Genomic DNA, 19,328 nt, shown 5'->3' on the forward strand with positions numbered 1-19,328 from the left:
ATCGTCAGTATACTGTCAATCAACAAAACGAACGGGAGCGCACCATGGAAGCCGTGACCAAGACGCCCGAACGCGAGGCGTTTTACAAGAAGATCGACGGCGAGAATCTCACCGCGCTGTGGACCGTGATGAGCGATCTGATCACGCCCGAGCCGAGGAGCGCGTGCCGGCCCCACCTCTGGAAATTCGACGTCATCCGCGACTACATGACCGAGGCCGGCAAGCTGATCACGGCCAAGGAGGCCGAGCGGCGCGTGCTGGTGCTGGAGAACCCGGGCCTGCGCGGACAATCGAAGATCACGACCTCGCTTTATGCCGGCGTGCAGATGGTCGTGCCCGGCGACGTCGCGCCCGCGCACCGCCATAGCCAGTCGGCGCTGCGCTTCGTGCTCGAAGGCAAGGGCGCGCACACCGCCGTAGACGGCGAGCGCACCGCGATGGAGCCCGGCGACTTCATCATCACGCCGTCGATGACCTGGCATGATCATTCCAATGAAACTGATGAGCCGATGTTCTGGCTGGACGGCCTCGACATTCCGCTGGTGCAGTTCTTCGACTGCTCGTTTGCGGAGGGTTCGAAAGAGGACCAGCAGAAGATCACAAAACCGGCCGGCGACAGCTTTGCGCGCTACGGCCACAACCTCCTGCCGGTCGATGTGAAGCGGAGCTCAAAGACGTCGCCGATCTTCAGCTATCCCTACGCCTACACCCGCGAGGCGCTGGAGAAGGCTCGCGCGAGCCAGGAGTGGGACGCCTGCCACGGGCTGAAGCTGAAGTTCAGCAACCCCGAGACCGGCGATTTCGCGATGCCGACCATCGGCACCTTCGTCCAGCTGCTGCCGAAGGGTTTTAGCACCGCGCGCTATCGATCGACGGACGCGACGGTGTTCTGTCCGATCGAGGGACGCGGCCGCAGCCGGATCGGCGATGCCGTGTTCGACTGGGGCCCGCGCGATTTGTTCGTGGTGCCGAGCTGGCATTGGGTGACGCACGAGGCGGACGAGGATGCCGTGCTGTTCAGCTTCTCGGACCGGCCGGTGCAGCAGAAGCTGGATTTGTTTCGGGAGGATCGCGGCAACGCGTGATGTGGGGTTCGCGCGCCTCACATCCGGTGTCGTCCCTGCGAACACGTGCTTTCGCAGGGACGACAGCGTGGCTACCGCCAGTGCAACAGCCGCATCTCCAGCCAGCCGATCACCTTCCCCACCGCGAGGCCGAACACCGACAGGATCACCACGCCCGCGAGCAGTTGATCGGTCTGCATCAGATTGCCGGCTTGGAGCACGAAGGCGCCGATGCCGAATTGCGCGCCGATCATCTCGGCGCTGACGACGAGCAAGAGCGCAACGGAGGCTGTGATGCGGAAGCCGGCAAGAATCGCGGGCAGCGCGCCGGGCCAGATCACCTTGCGGACGATGGTGGCGAAGGGCACGTTGAAGCTTTGCGCCATGCGGATGAGATTGCGCGGCACCGCATCGACGCCGCTATAGACCGAGATCGCGGTCGAGAAGAACACCCCTAACGCAATGGTCGCGATTTTCGGCTCTTCGCCGATGCCGAGCCAGAGGATCAAGAGCGGCAGCAGCGCGATCTTGGGAATCGGGAACAGCGCCGAGATGAAGGTGATGCCAACGCTGCGCGCGAGCCTCGACAGGCCGATAGCGAATCCGACCGCGACACCGGCTGCGGTCCCGAGCAGCCAGCCGACGCCGATGCGCAGGAGCGAGGCCGAAAGATGCTGCCAGAGCGCGCCTGAGATCGCGAGCTCGTAGATCGCCCGCACGATCGCCGATGGCGCCGGCAGGAACAGTGGGTTGACCAGGCCGGTGCTGCCGGCCGCCTGCCAGATCGCGATGACGAGCGCCAGCGCGATCCAGCCGCCGAAGCGGCTCGACGCGGGCACGAAGCCTGCGCCGCGGAAGCGGACGCGCCGGGTCGTTTCGTCCTTTGCGAGAGTTTCCGCCGGCGCCCGATCAAGCATGCTGCACCTCGCGCTCGGCATCGATGGCTTCGCTGCGGATCAGCGACCAGATCTGGTTTTGAAGCGCCAGCAGCTTTTCCCGCGCTGCCGCTTCGCCGCGCGCCGCGCGCGTCATCGGCACCGTGACGACCTCGCGAATGCGACCCGGCCGTCGCGACAGCACCACAATGCGGTCGGCAAGCCGCGCGGCCTCTTCCAGATTGTGCGTGACATAGACCGCGCCCATGCCGCCGTCGGCGAGCAGGCGGACGAAATCCTCCATCAAGAGCTCACGCGTCTGCGAATCCAGCGCCGACAACGGCTCGTCCATCAGCAGGATGGCGGGCTTCACCGCCAGCGCGCGCGAAATACCGACGCGCTGGCGCATGCCGCCGGAGAGCTGCTTTGGATAGGTCTGGCGGAAATCGGTCAGGCCCGTGCGGCGCAAGGCGTCGTCCACCAGCGCGCGCCGTTGCGTGACCGAGAGCCGGGAGTGCAGCAGCGGAAATTCGACGTTCTCCTCCACCGTGGCCCAAGGCAGCAGCGCAAAATCCTGGAAGACGAAGGTCAGCGGATTGAGACTGTCCGCCGGCGGCGCGCCGCGCAGCTCGGGCGCGCCCGACGTCGGCTGCAGCAGGCCGCCGAGGATCGACAGCAGCGTGCTCTTGCCGCAGCCGGAGGGACCGACGATCGCCACCACCTCGCCGGCGCCGACGGTAAACGAGATATCGTCGAGCACGGCGAGATCGCCGAAGCGATGGGTGACGTGGTTGGCAATCAGGTCCATGAATTACGCCCTGTTCTCTCCCCGTCATCCTGAGGTGCGAGCATCGCGATGCGAATGCATCGCGATGGGAGCCTCGAAGGATGACGGCGATGGTGGGGTGCATGCGGCATGAATCAATCCGCCTTCACATAATCCTTGGCGATGATCGCATTCGCATCAAAACCCTTGTCGGCGAATCCCTGCTCCTGCAGCCATTTGATCTGGTTGTCGACGTTCTTCACGTCCAGCTTGCCGTCCGGATCGATATAGGCGCAGTTGCCGACCACCTGCTCGACCGGCAGGTTGGTGTACTTGGCGATGATCTCCAACAGCGGCTTGGTCTTGTCATTGATCGGGGCGACGCCGTCCTTCATGGAAGCGAGAATGACGTCGTGATATTCGCGGTCGGCTTTTGCGAGCACGCCGAGGAATTTCGTCGCCAGCGCCTTGTTGGTCAGCGTCTTCGGCGAAGCGAACACCGCACCCAGCTGCCAGGGCGTCTCGTCGCCGACCCAACCCAGGAATTTTGCACCGCCTTCGTCCATCAGTTTTCGCGCGGTGGAGACCGGCAGCAGCGCCGCGTCGACCGTCTCGCCCTTGAGCGCGGCAGCCGCGTTCGACAATGACTGCAGCGGCACGATTTTCACGTCGGCGAGCTTGAAGCCGTATTTGTCGGCGAGCAGGCCGAGCGAATAGTGAAACGACGAGCCGACCTGCGTGACCGCAATGCGCTTGCCGGCGAGGTCCTTCGGCGTCTTCAGGCCGGCGGCATAGGCATTGTTGCTGGCGAAGTAGCCGATCAGGGGATAGCCGGCCTTCTCGCGGCTCATGCCGCCGATCACCTTCAGCACGCCCTTGCCGGCGAGATTGTAGAGGCCGGCTGTGAAGGCGGTGACGCCGAAATCGACGTCGCCCGACGTGGTGGCGACGGCGATCGGCTGCGCTGCATCGAAGAACTTCAGCTCGACATCGAGGCCGGCGTCGCGGAAATAGCCCTTGTCCTGCGCGATGAAGACGGGCGCAGAGGACGACAGACGGAGCACGCCGACCTTGGCCTTCAGCGCGTCGTCGGCCTGCGCCGCGCCCATGGCCATGATCGCCAACAGGCCAGCAGCTGCGAGCCGTGCAATTCCGATCATCCCGTTTCCTCTCGCGTTTGTCTTGCAGACCGTCACAGGCCCTCGGGCACCATTTGGTCCCGCCCGATGAAGGCGCCCTGTTGTTTCAACGTTTCCTGCAATTTTTCAATGGGGATTTCGCGCGGAATCCGGTTTCCCGAGAGCGCCAGCGCGGCGGCGGAACCGGCTGCCTCGCCCATCACGAAACATGCCCCGGAGACCCGCGCAGCCGACTGGCCCTCATGGGTCATCGAGGCACAGCGGCCGGCGACCAGGAGATTGTCGACGCCTTCCGGCACCAGCATCCGGTAGGGCAGCTCGTTGTAGCCGCGCGATTCCGGGATCGGCGGGAAGGTGAAGACGACATCGCCAGGAACATGGGCCTCGATCGGCCAGCCATTGACGCCGATGGAATCCTCGAACGAGGCGCAGCCGAGCACGTCCTCGCCGCTGAGCTGATAGCCGCCCTTGATGCGGCGCGTTTCGCGGATGCCGAGCTGCGGCGGCAAATCGACGATGTAGGATTTTTCAAAGCCCGGCACGGTGCGCAGGAATTCGAAGGCGGCGAGCGCCTGCTTGCGGCCCTCGATCTCGCCGCGGGTGAGATCGTCAGGCTCGACACCGTTGATCGCATGGCCGTCCTCACGCGCGACTTGCGTAAAGTTGACCCGCCATTCGATGCCGGATTTTTGCGGCCGCACGATCGCGCTCTTGCGCGGAAATGTATGCGTGCCGGCGGCAACCGCCTTTTCCATCAATTGCGGGATGGTCCGCCAGGCATCGCCCGCCTTCTCCGGGTCGATGCCGTTGAGCCGCAGCATCATCGAGGGATAGAGGGGATGGCCGTGCTCGTCGCCGATCTCGTAGGGCGCGCCGGCCCAGATTGCGAGATCGCCGTCTCCGGAGCAATCGATGAAGATCTCCGCGCGCACCGCCTGCCGGCCGGCCTTGGTCTCGACCAGCAGCGCATCGATGCGGCTGTTATGGCCCATCACGACGCCGGCGCCGAGGGCGTGGAAGAGGATGTGCACCTTGTGGCTGGCGAGCAGCTGATCGGCCGCGATCTTGTAGGCCGCGGTGTCATAGGCCTGCGCAAACACTTTGCCGAGGATCAGGTGCGGCGCATTGAGGCCGCCCAAGCGGTCGATCCGCGCCAGCAGATCCGACGCCATGCCCTGCACCAGACGATGCGCCTTGCCGTAGACATTGCCGTGCAGGCCGCAAAAATTGGTGACGCCGGCGGCGGTACCCATGCCGCCCAGAAAACCGTAGCGCTCGATCAGCAGTGTCTTCCGCCCCGCCCGCGCCGCGGAGGCCGCCGCCACAATGCCGGCCGGCCCGCCGCCGAGGACGACGACTTCATATTCGCCGTAGAGCGGCACCTTCCGTGCCGGTTCTTCGATCATGGCCCGCATGGTGCGTTCCTTCCCAAAATTCCTTGCTTGCAGGCGACTATGAATTAACGCGCAGAAGGCTACAATCCACCAGAATACGCGATCAGCTTTCGCAAATCGAGAAAGGTCGAATATGGACATCCTGGTGAACCTTCAGGCCTTCCTCGCCACCGCCGATGCCGCCGGCTTCTCCGCCGCCGCGCGAAAGCTCAACGTCTCGACCTCCGTTGTCGCCAAGCGCGTCACGCAGCTGGAGGCACGGATCGGCACCCCGCTGTTCCACCGCTCGACTCGGCAGTTGCGGCTGACTGAGGCCGGACAACGCTACGTGCATCGCGCGCGCGGCGTCGTCACTGACGCCACCGATCTCTTGTCGCGCATGGGTGAGAAGGGCCATGACTTGGTCGATCACCTCCGCATCAAGGCGCCGACCTCGCTGACGGTGGCGCGGCTTGCGGATGCCTTCAGCGCCTTCCAGACCCAAAACCCGCGGCTCAAGCTGGAGATCGTGCTGATCGACCGCCCGGTCGATCCCGTGACTGAAGGATTCGACATCGCCATCGGCGCCTTCCCGCATTCCTTCGGCGGCGTGGTCGACGAGCCGCTGGTGCCGTTGAAGCGGCTGCTCTGCGCTTCGCCGGCCTATTTGAAAAAGCACGGCACGCCAAAGCATCCGCGCGATCTCGTCGAGCATCGCTGCCTCAGCTTCATGCCGACAGGTCCGGAGTGGGTGTTCGACGGGCCGCGCGGCCGCATCAGCATCCAGGTCAGCCCGCTGCTCTCCTCCAACGAGGGACATGTGCTGGCGCGCAGTGCCATCGCCGGTAACGGCATCGCGCTGATGTCGCATTATCTCGTCGCCGATGCCTTGCGCGACGGCTCACTGAAGCCGGTGCTGCGCGACTTTCCGATTCCGGAATTGTGGGTGAAGGCCGCCATCCCCGAGCGGCGCCGCAACGCCGCCGCGGTGCAGGCGCTGCTGACGCTGCTGAAAACATCGCTCGCGCCGTCGCTGTGAGCCGCGGCGAGTGTCACAAGATGCCTGTTGCTCTCGATCGAGGGAGCTGAGAGAAGGTCGGCGATGGATTCGATGCTCTTGAAACTAGCCCTGCCCGCCCTGGTCGTTCTCGCGATCTCCAGCGCTCCCGCCGCGGCGTTGGAGCAAAACTGCCGCTTCATCCAGGCCAAGCCGGATCGCGAGGCCTGCTACAAGCGGCAGGAGGAAGAACTGGCCGCCAAGCGTAAACCCGTGGCGCCGATGGACGAGAGCAAGACGTTTGAATCGCTGCGCCAGATGCGACAGGATGACGACGCGGTCTATCGCAGCATCAACAACATCTGCCGCGGCTGCTGACGTTCAGTCTTTGCCGCCGCCCCAATTCGCAGCGCGCTTCTCGGCGAACGAGGCCAGCCCTTCCGCCGCTTCGTTGCTCTGGCGCTTGAGCGAATGCAGCTGCACGAGCCGTTTGTAGGCGGCATCGTCCACCGCCATACCGCCGAACGAGCTTTCCAGCGCAAGCCGCTTTGTCTCGGCCATCGCTTCCGGACCGTTCGCCAGCAATTGCTCGACTACCTTGGCGCCCGCCGCTTCGAGTTCAGCGAGCGGCACCACCTCATGCACGAGGCCGACGCGGCGGGCATCCTCGGCGCCAAAGCGCTCGCCAGTGAGCGCGTAACGGCGGACCTGCCGGACGCCGATGGCATCGCAGAGCTGCGGGATGATGATCGCGGCGGTCAGGCCCCAGCGCACTTCGGTGATCGAGAACAGGGCGTTGTCGGCGGCGATCACGACGTCGCAGGCCGCGATCACGCCGGTGCCGCCGCCGAAGCAGCCGCCCTGCACCAGCGCGACCGTCGGGACGGCCAAGGTGTTGAGGCGCTGCACGGCCTCGAAGGTCGCCTGCGAGGCCGCCTCGTTGGCCTCGGGCGATCGTGGCCGCACGCCGTTGATCCATTTGAGGTCGGCGCCAGCCTGGAAATGTTTCCCGTTGCCCTTGAGCACGACGATGCGCAAGGCCGGTTTCTTGGCCAGATCGTCCATGGCCGCGAGCACGCCTGCGATCAGAGCACCGTCATAGGCGTTGTTGACCTCCGGCCGGTTCAGCGTGACGGTCGCAACCCCACGCGCATCGAGGGTCCACAGGACGGGGTTGGCAGTCATCGGCGATCCTCCGATCATTCGTTGGGCGCGCACTATGGCCGAGGCAACGCATCCTGATCCATATCTTTCCAGCGTGGGAAGGCCGCGCCCATCGCATGGCGGCTTGTGTCATGCTGCCGCCGGGCGGCATCTAGGGATCAGAGACGAGACATCACATGCGCATCTGCATTTTCGGCGCGGGCGCCGTCGGCAGCCACATTGCGGTACGGTTGGCGCGCGCCGGTCATGAGGTCTCCTGCGTCATGCGGGGCGCGCATCTGGAAGCCGTGCGGGCGAACGGCCTGAAGCTGCGTGTCGGCGATTCCGAGGTCAGTGCCAAGGTGAACGCATCGGGCGACCCGGCCCAACTCGGTCCGCAGGACGTCGTGATCTCGACGCTGAAGGCGACCGCACTGACCGGGCTGGTCTCCAGCATCAAGCCACTACTCCAGGACGATACCGCCATCGTATTCGCCCAGAACGGCATTCCCTGGTGGTACGGCATCGGCCTGCCGCCGCGGCATCCCGCCCCGCCCGACATTTCCTTCCTCGATCCGGGCGGGCGGCTGCGCGCCTGCATCCCGAAGGAGCGGATCATCGGCGGCGTCATCTTCTCCTCCAACGAGGTGACCGCGCCCGGCGTGGTGCAGAACCTGACGCCGGACCGCAATCGCCTGCTGATCGGCGAATGCGACGACCGCAACTGCGAGCGCATCACGAAGCTCCGTGGCGTCTTCAACGACGCGCGGCTGGAATCGCCGCCGGTGGCCGATATCCGCGAGGCGATCTGGTCAAAGCTGCTGACCAACATGTCGCTCTCGGTGCTGTGCCTGCTCACCGGCCAGACTGCGCGCGGCGTGCGCGACGATCCCGCCTTCGCCGAGGTGATTCCGCGCATGCTGAACGAGGCCAACGACATCGCCCAGCACTTCATCCCCGAGGTCAAGCGGGTGACGCGCAGCGGCCCCGCTCCCAACCACAAGCCGTCGCTGCTCCAAGATTACGAGCTCGGCCGCGCCATGGAGATCGACGTGCTGGTGAAGGCCCCCGCCGCCTTCGCGCGCACCGCCGGCCTGTCGACACCGACGCTCGACCTGATCGCCGCGCTCGCGATCCAGAAGGCGCGTGACAAGGGGCTCTATTCCGCGTGAAGCGCGGCGCGCTTCACGTCATTTTGGGAGCATGATCTGGTCGGAAACCGCTGCACACTTTTCCGGATCATGCTCGAGCCTCAGCCGAGCCCCTCGATCCAGGCCGCAAGCGCGTCGAGCACCTCTGTGAGCGCCTCGTCATTGGTGCGGCCGGATTTCTTCAGCACCGCGAAGGAATGATCGCCGCCTTCGATTTCATGCAGCGTCGCCGTCGCCCCGAGCGCTGCGATGACCGGCTTGAGATGTCGGAGATCGGCCAGCCCGTCGCGCGTGCCTTGCAGGAACAGCATGGGGATCGCGACTTGAGCAAGGTGCTCGGCGCGCTCGGATGACGGCTTCTTGTCGGCATGCAGGGGAAAGCCGAGAAAGGCGAGCCCCTTGACGCCAGGCAGCGGAGACTTGGATTGCGCCTGCGAGGTCATGCGCCCGCCGAAGGATTTTCCACCTGCGACGAGCGTCACGCCGGGACAGAGCCGCGCCGCTTCCTCCACCGCCGCGCGGATGGCCGCGTGCGCGACAGCCGGCTGGTCGGGACGGCCCTTCTTCTCCTCCATGTACGGGAAATTGAATCGGAACGTCGCGATGCCGCGCTCCGCCAAGCCTGCCGCGACCTTCTCCATGAAGGCATGCCGCATGTCCGCGCCCGCGCCATGCGCCAGAACGTAGCAGGCGCGCGCCTTGTCCGGCTGCGTCAGGATCGCCGAGACCATGCCGATTCGCTCGATGTCGAGCTTGAGCTCCGCCATTCTGGCCGGCACGACGCGTTACCCCTCGATCTTCGGGCCCGCGCTGCCCGGTGGCCAGAGATAGTTCAGCACGTGATTGAGCGTCGTCATGATCTCGCGGTACCCAGCCTCGCTCTTCACTGAACCGAATTTATCTTCGAGGGCAAGCTTGGCAAAACCGTGAACGGTCGACCAGGCTGCCGCGGCCGCGGTCTTCGCCTGCCTGGGCGTCGCACCGACGAGCTCGGCGATGATGATCTCGAACTCGCGGCCGGCCGCCCGGCTCGCCTGCCTGAGGCGCGGATCGTCGGCGACGAGGCGCTTGTTGGCAAACATCATCTGGAAGCGGCCGGGATGTTTCAGCGCGAATTCGACATAGGCGAGCCCTTGGGCGTGGAGCTTGCCGCGCGCATCCTGCTTGCGGGATGCAGCATCCCGCAGCGCGTTGGCAAGCGCGTCATAACCGCGGATCGCTACCTCGGTCAAAAGACCCTGCGCATTGCCAAAATGATGCGACGGCGCGGCCGGGGACACGCCGGCGCGGCGGGCGGCCTCGCGCAGGGTGAATCCTTCGGCACCGCGCTCGGCGAGAATGGCTTCGCTGGCGGCGATCAGCGCTTCCTGCAGCTCACCATGATGGTAGCCGGCTTCCGGCCGCTTCGGGGCCTTGCTGTTCGGCTTGGCGGGCGCGGACGCGATCGGTTTCGTCATGCGCGAACTTGACACTGTTCAGATTGAGAGCTATGCATCTTAACACTGTTTAGATTGATCCGTCGGGAGTTCGAAATGACCGAAATGCAGCCTAGCACCGCGAGCTCGCCGGTAAAACGGCGCCATCTGGTCGGCGGCGCCGTTCTCGGAATGCTCGCGAGCGCGGTCGGCGGCCTTGCCGGCGGCATCGCGCTCGGCCAAGGCGCGGCGCTGCCGCAGCAGAAGCCGAGCGGCCGCCAGCGTTTCACCGACAAGGTCATCATCGTGACCGGCGGCACCTCCGGCATCGGCCGCGCCGCCGCGCTGATGTTCGCCGCCGAAGGCGGCAAGGTCGTGTTCTGCGGACGCAATGTCGAGCGCGGGACGAAGGTGGAGGACGCGATCAAGGCTGGCGGCGGCGACGCCGCGTTCGTTCGGGCCGACGTCCGCAACGAGGCCGAGGTCAAGGCATTGGTCGACAAGACGATCGATCTTCATGGCCGCCTCGATGTCGCTTTCAACAATGCCGGAATTTCCATCGAAAAGCCGCTGCATCAGTACAGTGCGGCCGAATTCGACGACGTGATCAATACCGACCTGCGCGGCGTGTTCCTGTCGATGAAGTACCAGATTCCGCACATGCTACAGAAGGGTGGATCGATCGTCGTCACGTCGTCATCTAACGCCATCGCCACGACGGCAAAGCGCTCGGCCTATTCCGCGGCCAAACGCGGGCTCGTCGGGATGGTCCAGGCCGCAGCCCTCGAATATGCCCAGTACGGCATCCGCATCAATACGCTGATCCCCGGCACCACGGATACGCCGTTCATCCGCAGGCTCGCCGGCATGGAAAATCTGCCCGATGCAGCCTGGCACGTCGCCCTCGCGCAATGGGCCAAGAACCACGTGCCGGGGATGCAGCGCGTAGCGACCGCGGAAGAGATCGCGGCCTTCGCCCTCGTGCTCGCCTCGGACGATCATCCCTACACGACGGGCGGCCAGTTCGTCGTCGACGGCGGCAAAACCGCGCAGGCGGGATAGCGCATCGGCGGGCGCAGCCTCAAGACACAATCATTGGCGGCTCCGGCAGGCGTAGCAAGGCGGCGGGCTTGCGCCCGCGCCTGGCCTTGTGGCACGGCTGAGTGCACATCGCCGTCAACGATCGAGGCCATCATGTCCTACCGCTCCTCCTGGATGACCGAAGAGCTCGACGTCTTCCGCGACCAGTTCCGGAAATATCTCGCCAAGGACCTGGCCCCGCATGCCGAGAAATGGCGCGAGCAGAAGATGGTCGATCGCTTCGCCTGGCGCGGTCTCGGCGAGATGGGCGCGCTGCTGGCGAGCGTGCCGGAGGAATATGGCGGGCTGGGCGCGACCTTCGCCTATGACGCCGCCGTGCTCGACGATCTCGAAAGCACGGTGCCGGAGCTGACGACCGGCGTCTCCGTGCACAGCGCTATCGTGGCGCATTACATCCTCAACTACGGCTCGGAGGAGCAGAAGAAGCGCTGGCTGCCGAAAATGGCCTCGGGCGAGATGGTCGGGGCCATCGCCATGACCGAGCCCGGCACCGGGTCGGACCTGCAAAGCGTCAAGACCACCGCGAGGAAGCAGGGCAATTCCTACGTCATCAACGGCCAGAAGACCTTCATCACGAACGGCCAGGCCGCCGATCTCGTCATCGTGGTCGCGCGCACCGGCGAGCCCGGCGCCAAGGGCATCTCGCTGATCGTGGTCGAGACCGCGGGCGCTGACGCGCTACAAGCGCGGGCGCAACCTCGACAAGATCGGCCTGCACGCCTCCGACACCTCGGAGCTATTCTTCGATAACGTCACCGTGCCGCCGGAGAACCTGCTCGGCAAGGAGGAAGGCCAGGGCTTTGTCCAGCTGATGCAGCAATTGCCGCAGGAGCGCCTTGCGCTTGCGGTCGGCGCCGTCGCCTCGATGGAGCGGGCGGTCAAACTCACCACCGAATACACCAAGGAGCGGAAGGCGTTCGGCAAGCCGTTGATGGACTTCCAGAACACCGCCTTCAGGCTCGCCGAGCGCAAGACCGAGGCGATGATCGCGCGCGTCTTTGTCGATTGGTGCATCGAGCGGCTGATCGCAAAGGACCTCGACACCGTCACGGCGTCGATGGCGAAATACTGGTGCTCGGACAAGCAGGTGCAGACCGCGGACGAATGCCTCCAGCTGTTCGGCGGCTACGGCTACATGCAGGAATACCCGATCTCGCGCATTTTCATCGATTCCCGCATCCAGAAGATCTATGGCGGCACCAACGAGATCATGAAGCTGCTGATCGCGAGGTCGTTGTAGTCTGCAACGACAATTGCTCAGGCTCTTCCGAAAGGAACTTGACGCCCAGACGGCGGAGCAGCGCAGAAGAGTCTCCGCAGCGCAATAGACGACGAGGTCCTACCACGAGCAAACCTGATCCGCTCAGTTCGGATGCCACCAGCGGCCGCCGATGACGACGCCTTCGGAGACGATCTTGCGGTCGCCGATCAGGTGCTCGCCGACGACGTCCTCGTAGTCGAACTGGCCGTGCTTGACCGTAACAAGCGTGGCGTCGCCGACGCTGCCGGGCTTGAGGCTGCCGAGCTCGGGCCGGCGCAGCGCCATCGCCGCATTCACCGTCGAGGCCGCGACCACTTCGGACAGCTCCATGCCCATGCACAGGAATTTCGACATGGTCGTGACCTGGTCGAAGGCCGGGCCGTCGATGCAGAGCTGATGGATGTCTGAGGAGATCGTGTCCGGATAAAAGCTGTTGGCGAGCATGGCGCGCGCGGTCTTGAACGCGAACGAGCCCTTGCCGTGGCCGATGTCAAACAGCACGCCGCGCTCCCGCGCGTCCAGCACCGCTCTTTTTACCGTACCCTGCGCCGTCGCCGGCGTGTTGGGGAATGGGCGGAACGCATGGGTGAGAACGTCGCCGGGACGCAGGCGAGCCAGCACGTCCTCATAGCTCGGCGGCGGATGGTCGATATGCGCCATCAGCGGCATGCCGACCTCGTTGGCGACCTCGAGCGCGATGTCGAGCGGCACCGCGCCTGACGTGCCAGAGGAATGCAGGCCGACGCGGACCTTGATGCCGACGATGAGATCGCGGTTGGCATCGGCCACCTTGGCCGCCTCGACCGGATTCATCAGCCGCAGCTCCTCGCTCTCGCCGACCATGATCCGGTGCGAGAAACCGAAGATGCCGGCATGCGAGACGTGCAGATAGGCGAGGATGCGGACCTGGCTCGGCTCGATGACATGCTTGCGGAAGCCGGCGAAATTGCCGGGACCGGCGCTGCCGGTGTCCACCGCCGTGGTGACGCCCGAGAGGCGGCAGAAATCCTCGGCATCGATGCCGAGCGAGGTGCCGCCCCAATAGACGTGCGTATGCAGATCGATCAGCCCCGGCGTGACGATGAACTGCGAGACGTCGCGCACCTGGGTGCCCGGGTCCGCCTTGAGCCCAGTGCCGATCGCGGCGACCTTGCCGCCCGAAAATGCGACATCCGTCACGGCGTCGAGCTTCTGGGACGGGTCAATCACCCGCCCACCGCGCAGGATCAGGTCGAAAGGCATTCTGGTCTCCGGATGTAGCTGTGAAGCGGCTGACCATCCGTCAGCCGAAAGAGGGGAAGCCTGCCACTTCTAGCAATTTCTACGCCGGAGTCCTTTGGCAAACGGGGACGATGTCCCATACCAAATGGCGATACGAGAGATTGGTCTAGAAACGCCATCTCCCGCTGGCATGTGCAAACATTGGTGCCGGCTACCTTGCGCCGCGCTTTCGCCGCCATGTCGGCGTGACACCGGAGCCGCAAGCGCTTTGCACGGTTCGTGGACGTGAGAGCAACCCGATCGCGCCCGCCGGCAGACGACCGCGTCAGCGATCAAGCGAGAATGGCGATCCCGGGAAGACTCGAACTTCCGACCTACGGTTTAGGAAACCGCCGCTCTATCCGGCTGAGCTACGGGACCGCGTTGAAGTTGTTGGCGAATTCTTCGAACGTCGGATCCTGCTCCGAATTCGCCGCTTCACATCGCCATTCTCTAATGAAAGAGCAGCCGGACATCAAGCGAACGCTTGCGGCGGCGAGGCCGGGAACCGGACGCCGGCCCTCCGGGGCATCTCGCTGAAGCTGCCGCTTCCTGGCAGCAACCGATCACCGCACCCGCCCAGCTGCCGGCCGGACTGTGCCCCGTGCGGTCAATTTGAGCTTGACGCATCCTCGATTGCGTCAAAAATCCAGCCGTGACATTGGCCGCTGTTGTTGTCCGTGCCGACCGCGCGCAGCCGGCGCTGTTTTCCTGGAGGCGGCTGCAATATTGCGATGGTGCCGAGCGCTGGAAAAAAAGCGCGGTCCCGAATGTGGGACGGCAATTTAGGGAGGATCATGAAGAGGGAGGTCTCCGGCAGATCGATCGTGCGCTGCGCATAGACGCGGCTTCCGAGACTACCGTCCGCGCCAAGCGCGGTGATCATCAGAAGGTCCCCGCGCAGCTCGACAAGGATGATCTCCTCGTGAGTTTTACTGGTCGGAACGTGCGGAGCGTCGCAGGTTGAGAAACGAAGTTCGTTCTTCATTCGGATTGTGAAGTCGGCCATTCCGTTGCCCCGGCTGCTGATTGACTGGCATTGAGAGAGATTGCAGGGGCTGGCGGGTAAACTGTCGGGGCGATGTCCCGGTGCCGAAATATCTAGCTCTAGGTAGCCCACCGTTGCCTCTTGGTGCTGGTTGCATCCCGTTGGCCGGAGTAGGCCTTGCGTGTGAGAGCATCGTGAAGGGCCTCATCGCGATGACGAAAGATCATTTCACGGTGAAATAACGGGAGATATCCTTAAAGATCGGCGAGGTAGATGCGAGGACGCCATGGCATCACATGGGACCATTTCTTCTACGCAATTTCGCAGGACCGCTCATTTTCAGCCACGCTCGAGGGACTTGGGAGAAGACCCCTGCGGCTTCTGCCACTTCATCTCGACGCCTGCCGACGAACAGCGCTTCACGCTTGACGGCGTCCGATTTGACCCGTCGGATCACGATCAATGGGCACGAGCCGAGAGCCTGATGAAAAGGCTCGCGCATCTAATCAGGTTCAATCCGGACGAGAACAAAGCGAAGCCAAATCCGCAGTCAGATCGGCTGCTGCCAGACAATCCCGCAGGCGGGCTAGAGAGCGAATCCGCGTCCTTGTCGGCGGCAGCGATCGGCAAGAGCGGGAGCGGCGGCGCCAACATCTTCGTATTCCTGGCGGTATCGAGGGCCCCGAACGAAGTATCAGCCTGACCACCATTCGGCGGTTTCTCAACGACAGACAACGCGTCACCCCAGCATGACAACCACGTAGCGTGAAAGGAGAGAAGCGATGGCCTATCCGAGAATCAACGTCAGAAACATTCCAGGCAATCACGAGAATTGGGGCAAGCTGGTCAAAACCTGGTCCACGGGCAAGAACTACGTCCGGCATGTGATCACTGACAAGGATCCGTTTCCGGCCGACGTCGATCCCAAGGGCGAGTTTCCCAGGCCGACGAGCTTCCGCGAATTCGTTGCGCAGGCCCAGGCCGCCGGCGTTCAGCTGTTCTTCGACGACGGCGAGCAAAATGCCGAGGTCACGGGCAACGAAGCCCTGAAGTTCGAGATGATCGACGTTGAGCCAGATACGCACTACGTGAAGCTGCCACACCGCGACAGGATCGCGGAGTCCGAAATCCGGCTGCTGCGTTCAGGCGTGCCCTATCCATTGCCGGGATTCTACGACCGCATCGAGGGCAGGCCGCCGCTGCCTGAACAAACCAGCAGCCCGAGCCAGAAGGCAAAGCTTCACGCCGAGCGGGTCGGCGAATACACGATCAATACCTGCGGCTGAGGACTGCGCTCACCACGGTCCGAACTCGATACCCTCGACGGGAGCGCCGGCCGCGGCAAGACCGGAGGCCAGGCGTTCCCAGTCTGCACGGATCGCGATCGGAAAAACGTGCAACAGCCAGCGCGTGATGTTCTCGCGCGTTGGTTTCTGCTGGCCGTGCCAATCTGCCGCAACCCGCTCCATCGCCTTCTCCAGATCCGCTCTGGCCTCGTCGAGGCGGCCGAGATGCGCCTTGGCCGCGCATTCCCATATGATGAAGGCCGGCGACATCCCGAGATCCTCGCGAGAGGCATCGCAACATCCCGCATAGTCGGAGCACAGAAACTTGATCGCGCCGGAATAGGCGATCTGCGGCGCCGTGGGCACCGGCGTGATCCGGAGCGATGCGGCCGAGAGCTTCGCTGCGCGGTCGTATTCGCCGCAATACGCACAGATCTGGCCCGACGCCATCAAGGTCCAGGGATCGTTTTCGTTCAAATCGACGGCAAGCGCTGCGTGCAGCGTCGATTCGTCGATGCGGCCGAGCAGCTGGTAGGTCCACGCGAGCGCCAGCTGCGCACGCGAATCCAGCGGATCAAGCTGGATCGCACGCTGTGCTATTCGCAGCGTCTCGGGATGCTTGCTACGATCGCGAAATTGTCCTGGAAGCGCGATATGCGCGATGTTGCGGTACTGAACGAGGCCGCTCAAGGCGGGAGAGAAATCCGGCGCATCGGCAAGCAGGCTCTCGATCAAGGCCGCGGCCGCCGGCCAGTCCTTCGAGGCCATTTGCAGCAGCAGGGCTTGGCCGCGCAACCATCGATCGTGGATCTCCAGGGTGATCTCGCCTCCGGCTGCAAGACGACGCAGCCGCTCGGCCGAGACGTGGATGTTCAGCGCCATCGCGATCTGGCGGACGATCCGCTCCTGCGTTTCGAACCACTCCGTCAGCGTGATCGAATGGCGCTCGCTCCAGATGCAGACTGAATTGGCCGCATCGCGCAGGGTGACGACGAGCCGAACCGTGCCGTTCAGCTCATAGGTACTGCCTTCGACGATGTATTCCGGCGGAGACGACCAGGTTCTCGGCTCTGATTCCCAGAGTGGCGGCAATGTCCGCACCGACCATTCGCGAAAGCGCGCGAGGCAGGCGACGAACTCGTGACGAAATCCGTCGACGAGGTGACGCATGCCCTCAGGCACGCCGCTCGCCTGAAACGCGCACACGGATATGAGCAGCCGCTTCGGGGCGGGGGCGAGCGTTTGCGACACGCCATGCAGGCTCCGGGCAATCACCGGGGCCTGCTGTTGCTCGCCCGGTCCCGGCATCTGCTTGATGCGAACGATCAGCTCTTGAGTCTCCTTGGATGGCTCGATGTCGTAGTCGGCCTCCAGAAGGTCCCAGAGAGATTTATAGATCTTCAAGGCTCCGCCGACGTCGCCCCGCGCCGCGCGCGTCCGAATGAGGTGCTGGCAGGCGATTTCGTGCGTTGGATCGAGGTTGAGCAGAGCCAAGGCCGCGTCAGTTGCTTCACGAGAGTCCCCCTCACGGGGCAACAAGCGCTCGAGCGCGAGCGTCAATCTGTCGTGGAACAGCTGGCGCTTGGTCAGCAGCCAGACCTGGAAGGCCGGATCGAGGTTGTCGAGACCGGACAGCAGAGTTTCCGTGATGCGCGGGGTATCGAGCAGTCGCGGATGCACGGTGCCTTGGGCTGCAGCCGCAAGCACCTCGTCGACGTCGCAACGGCGCCGGTCGCGGGAGAGCGACAGGTTTTGCTTGTCAGCCCGGAATCCCTCAAAGCCAGCATTATCGAAGGCAAGCCTGAGGTCATGGACGACCTGCCGCAACGAAGCCCGCGCATGTTCCTCGTCGCTCTCACTCCACAACAAGCCGACCAAGCGTTCGCGTGTATCCTGCGTGTTGTCTGAAAGAGCGAGATAGGCTGTCAACGCCTTGGCCTTGCGCGTCGCGAGTGAAATCTCACGCTCGTCGACTTTGGCGGCGAAATCGCCAAGAAGGCGCAGGGCCAATTGACCGCTCGCCAGCGCTTCCTGAATCCCCGTTGCCACCTCTGATGCTCCACCAATTGCCGGAGTCATGGTCAACCACGCTTACCCAATCCTATGAAACGCAACCAACCGGCGTCCAGCGATATCTTGGCTTCTAAAATAGTGGAATCTCCTGCCCGGCAAGAGCCGAACACTCGCGCGCAAGGGAAAAGCGCTTCGTCGCAACCGCTGCCGAAAAAGGTTGCAGATCGGGCGAAACGGCCCTTGCGACGGCAACGCCAAGATCGTGCCGGGTATGATCGACAAGAAAGAGCCGAATACCTCGATCCCGCAGATGGCTCACCAGCCCCTTTAGTCCGCCGGCCGCCGTCGGCAGGCACGCAACGTCCGGCGATATCGCCCGCGGTTGAAGCAATGCGCAATCCTCTGCCGCGAACGCTGCGCGACGCAGATGGCGACGATCCGCTTCATTGAGTGCGGCATCGCCACTCTCGGCCCGCTTGACTGCTGCGACCGGTGCAGACAGCTCCATCTGGCACATCTCGAGCACCGCAGCCCTTGCCGCCTCGCTCGCGGCCAGCCGTGACGACAGTCCACATGCCATGTCCCGGCCGTCGCGCCCCAAAGATACGGCCGCAACGACGGGAACGCCGATATCGGTCGTGATATCGAGCAACATGGTCCGCCGCGCCGACTCGCCGTTGCGCAATCGCCCGATCAATTCAGCCGCGGCTTTGGTAGCCGGATGCTCCAACGCAAAGCCCTTCGGGCGGTGGCCACCCAGCCACCACATCGCGGCGGCGTCACGCTCACAGAGTTCCAGAACCGCGCGCAGCGCGGCGGCGTCGAAGCTCGGTCCCGCGGCTGCACCTGACGACAATGCGACGACCGGGTCGATCGCCCTTCGCTCTTGTGGCCGCCTCAGGCAGAGATCGGCCGGCAATAGGCCGGCTTCTCCGGTTGCAGCGTCAACCGCATTGACGCAGTCGATGGGCCGGTTCGCGCCTGACACGGCCTGGCCAACCCAGCCATCGGAGACGAGTCGCGTTCGATCGCTCGCGGCGACCGCTGCCGCGATGTCCCCCGGCCGCTCGAACTGGGAAAGATACTCGGCTGCCTCACCGAGACATGACACCAGCGCTGTCGCTTGCGTCTCGCCATTTCCTGTGACGCTTAGCCGCGCCCCAGCGCGAGCCGCCGCCGCCTGATCAGGCGCGATGACGATCTCGCCGCCAATGCAGTGAAAGCCCGGGGCAAAGGGCGATGCGATCGAGAACGCGCGGCTCAGACGCCCCGTGAGCGCGACGAGCTCGGCCGATGCGAGACCAGCGATGCTGTCCAGCAGCTTGGCGTCAGATTGTGAGCGCAAATCCAGGGCAGCGAGATTCATCGATCGATCCCGGCCAGTTCTCGGTCATTCGCACCAGCATACTAGCTTAAGACGCACGCAAGCCAAACAACCCGCGCAAGTGCGCGTGTCCTCATCACAGCCCACAACCCGAATTCGGTCCCTCGAAACA

Annotated in this window: 18 protein-coding genes, 1 tRNA gene and 1 pseudogene; 8 read left to right on the top strand and 12 right to left on the bottom strand. The window is 64.2% G+C overall.

Annotation, left to right across the window (positions count from 1 at the left end):
• Nucleotides 1-44 precede the first annotated feature (44 nt).
• Nucleotides 45-1,085 (top strand): gentisate 1,2-dioxygenase, encoded by a 1,041-nt coding sequence (gtdA, locus tag ACVWY3_RS28130; RefSeq protein ID WP_456841369.1) that lies wholly within the window; start codon nt 45-47, stop codon nt 1,083-1,085.
• 71 nt (nt 1,086-1,156) lie between these two features.
• Here the strand turns inward: gtdA and ACVWY3_RS28135 are convergent, their stop codons facing one another.
• From ACVWY3_RS28135 to ACVWY3_RS28150, 4 genes are all read right to left on the bottom strand, one after another.
• Nucleotides 1,157-1,981, bottom strand: coding sequence for an ABC transporter permease (locus ACVWY3_RS28135; RefSeq protein ID WP_456841370.1), 825 nt, complete (start codon nt 1,979-1,981; stop codon nt 1,157-1,159).
• Complete coding sequence (locus ACVWY3_RS28140) at nt 1,974-2,747, bottom strand: ABC transporter ATP-binding protein (RefSeq protein ID WP_456841371.1); 774 nt, start codon at nt 2,745-2,747, stop codon at nt 1,974-1,976. The genes ACVWY3_RS28135 and ACVWY3_RS28140 overlap by 8 nt, the downstream gene beginning before the upstream one ends.
• A gap of 113 nt (nt 2,748-2,860) precedes the next feature.
• Nucleotides 2,861-3,865 (bottom strand): ABC transporter substrate-binding protein, encoded by a 1,005-nt coding sequence (locus ACVWY3_RS28145; RefSeq protein ID WP_456841372.1) that lies wholly within the window; start codon nt 3,863-3,865, stop codon nt 2,861-2,863.
• Between the two features lie 32 nt (nt 3,866-3,897).
• Complete coding sequence (locus tag ACVWY3_RS28150) at nt 3,898-5,259, bottom strand: FAD-dependent oxidoreductase (RefSeq protein WP_456841373.1); 1,362 nt, start codon at nt 5,257-5,259, stop codon at nt 3,898-3,900.
• A 112-nt stretch (nt 5,260-5,371) separates the two neighbouring features.
• On the opposite strand from ACVWY3_RS28150, the gene ACVWY3_RS28155 reads away from it, so the two are divergent.
• Both ACVWY3_RS28155 and ACVWY3_RS28160 read left to right on the top strand, forming a co-directional pair.
• Nucleotides 5,372-6,256: a LysR family transcriptional regulator gene (locus tag ACVWY3_RS28155; protein WP_456841374.1), complete on the top strand. Its 885-nt coding sequence runs from the start codon at nt 5,372-5,374 to the stop codon at nt 6,254-6,256.
• A gap of 63 nt (nt 6,257-6,319) precedes the next feature.
• Entirely contained in the window at nt 6,320-6,592 is a 273-nt protein-coding gene (locus ACVWY3_RS28160) for a hypothetical protein (RefSeq protein WP_456841375.1), read from the top strand.
• Between the two features lie 3 nt (nt 6,593-6,595).
• On the opposite strand, the gene ACVWY3_RS28165 is transcribed toward ACVWY3_RS28160, so the two are convergent.
• Nucleotides 6,596-7,399, bottom strand: coding sequence for an enoyl-CoA hydratase-related protein (locus tag ACVWY3_RS28165; protein ID WP_456841376.1), 804 nt, complete (start codon nt 7,397-7,399; stop codon nt 6,596-6,598).
• A 155-nt stretch (nt 7,400-7,554) separates the two neighbouring features.
• On the opposite strand from ACVWY3_RS28165, the gene ACVWY3_RS28170 reads away from it, so the two are divergent.
• Nucleotides 7,555-8,529: a ketopantoate reductase family protein gene (locus ACVWY3_RS28170; protein WP_456841377.1), complete on the top strand. Its 975-nt coding sequence runs from the start codon at nt 7,555-7,557 to the stop codon at nt 8,527-8,529.
• Between the two features lie 80 nt (nt 8,530-8,609).
• Here the strand turns inward: ACVWY3_RS28170 and ACVWY3_RS28175 are convergent, their stop codons facing one another.
• Nucleotides 8,610-9,275 carry an alpha/beta hydrolase family protein gene (locus ACVWY3_RS28175; protein WP_456843478.1) on the bottom strand — a complete coding sequence of 222 codons (666 nt, stop codon included), beginning with the start codon at nt 9,273-9,275 and terminating at the stop codon, nt 8,610-8,612.
• A gap of 18 nt (nt 9,276-9,293) precedes the next feature.
• Nucleotides 9,294-9,965, bottom strand: a complete 672-nt coding sequence (locus ACVWY3_RS28180) for a TetR/AcrR family transcriptional regulator (RefSeq protein WP_456841378.1) — start codon at nt 9,963-9,965, stop codon at nt 9,294-9,296.
• Nucleotides 9,966-10,040: 75 nt separating this feature from the next.
• Between ACVWY3_RS28180 and ACVWY3_RS28185 the strand changes: the two genes are divergently transcribed.
• On the top strand, nt 10,041-10,985 hold the full coding sequence (locus ACVWY3_RS28185) for an SDR family NAD(P)-dependent oxidoreductase (protein ID WP_456841379.1): 945 nt from the start codon (nt 10,041-10,043) through the stop codon (nt 10,983-10,985).
• Between the two features lie 132 nt (nt 10,986-11,117).
• Nucleotides 11,118-12,264, top strand: a pseudogene (locus ACVWY3_RS28190) (acyl-CoA dehydrogenase family protein).
• Nucleotides 12,265-12,387: 123 nt separating this feature from the next.
• Here the strand turns inward: ACVWY3_RS28190 and ACVWY3_RS28195 are convergent.
• The 3 genes from ACVWY3_RS28195 to ACVWY3_RS28205 all read right to left on the bottom strand — a co-directional run bounded on the left by ACVWY3_RS28195 (nt 12,388) and on the right by ACVWY3_RS28205 (nt 14,554).
• Nucleotides 12,388-13,527, bottom strand: coding sequence for an amidohydrolase/deacetylase family metallohydrolase (locus tag ACVWY3_RS28195; protein WP_456841380.1), 1,140 nt, complete (start codon nt 13,525-13,527; stop codon nt 12,388-12,390).
• Nucleotides 13,528-13,849: 322 nt separating this feature from the next.
• A tRNA-Arg gene (locus tag ACVWY3_RS28200) sits at nt 13,850-13,926 on the bottom strand.
• Nucleotides 13,927-14,155: 229 nt separating this feature from the next.
• On the bottom strand, nt 14,156-14,554 hold the full coding sequence (locus ACVWY3_RS28205; protein ID WP_456841381.1) for a hypothetical protein: 399 nt from the start codon (nt 14,552-14,554) through the stop codon (nt 14,156-14,158).
• A gap of 265 nt (nt 14,555-14,819) precedes the next feature.
• Between ACVWY3_RS28205 and ACVWY3_RS28210 the strand changes: the two genes are divergently transcribed.
• Both ACVWY3_RS28210 and ACVWY3_RS28215 read left to right on the top strand, forming a co-directional pair.
• On the top strand, nt 14,820-15,236 hold the full coding sequence (locus ACVWY3_RS28210; RefSeq protein WP_456841382.1) for a hypothetical protein: 417 nt from the start codon (nt 14,820-14,822) through the stop codon (nt 15,234-15,236).
• Between the two features lie 79 nt (nt 15,237-15,315).
• Nucleotides 15,316-15,819: a hypothetical protein gene (locus tag ACVWY3_RS28215; protein WP_456841383.1), complete on the top strand. Its 504-nt coding sequence runs from the start codon at nt 15,316-15,318 to the stop codon at nt 15,817-15,819.
• A gap of 9 nt (nt 15,820-15,828) precedes the next feature.
• Here ACVWY3_RS28215 and ACVWY3_RS28220 read toward each other — a convergent pair whose 3' ends face one another.
• On the bottom strand, nt 15,829-17,868 hold the full coding sequence (locus ACVWY3_RS28220) for a BTAD domain-containing putative transcriptional regulator (RefSeq protein ID WP_456841384.1): 2,040 nt from the start codon (nt 17,866-17,868) through the stop codon (nt 15,829-15,831).
• A 94-nt stretch (nt 17,869-17,962) separates the two neighbouring features.
• Nucleotides 17,963-19,198 carry a YcaO-like family protein gene (locus ACVWY3_RS28225; protein WP_456841385.1) on the bottom strand — a complete coding sequence of 412 codons (1,236 nt, stop codon included), beginning with the start codon at nt 19,196-19,198 and terminating at the stop codon, nt 17,963-17,965.
• Between the last annotated feature and the right edge of the window lie 130 nt (nt 19,199-19,328).

Source organism: Bradyrhizobium sp. USDA 4486, assembly GCF_054057995.1.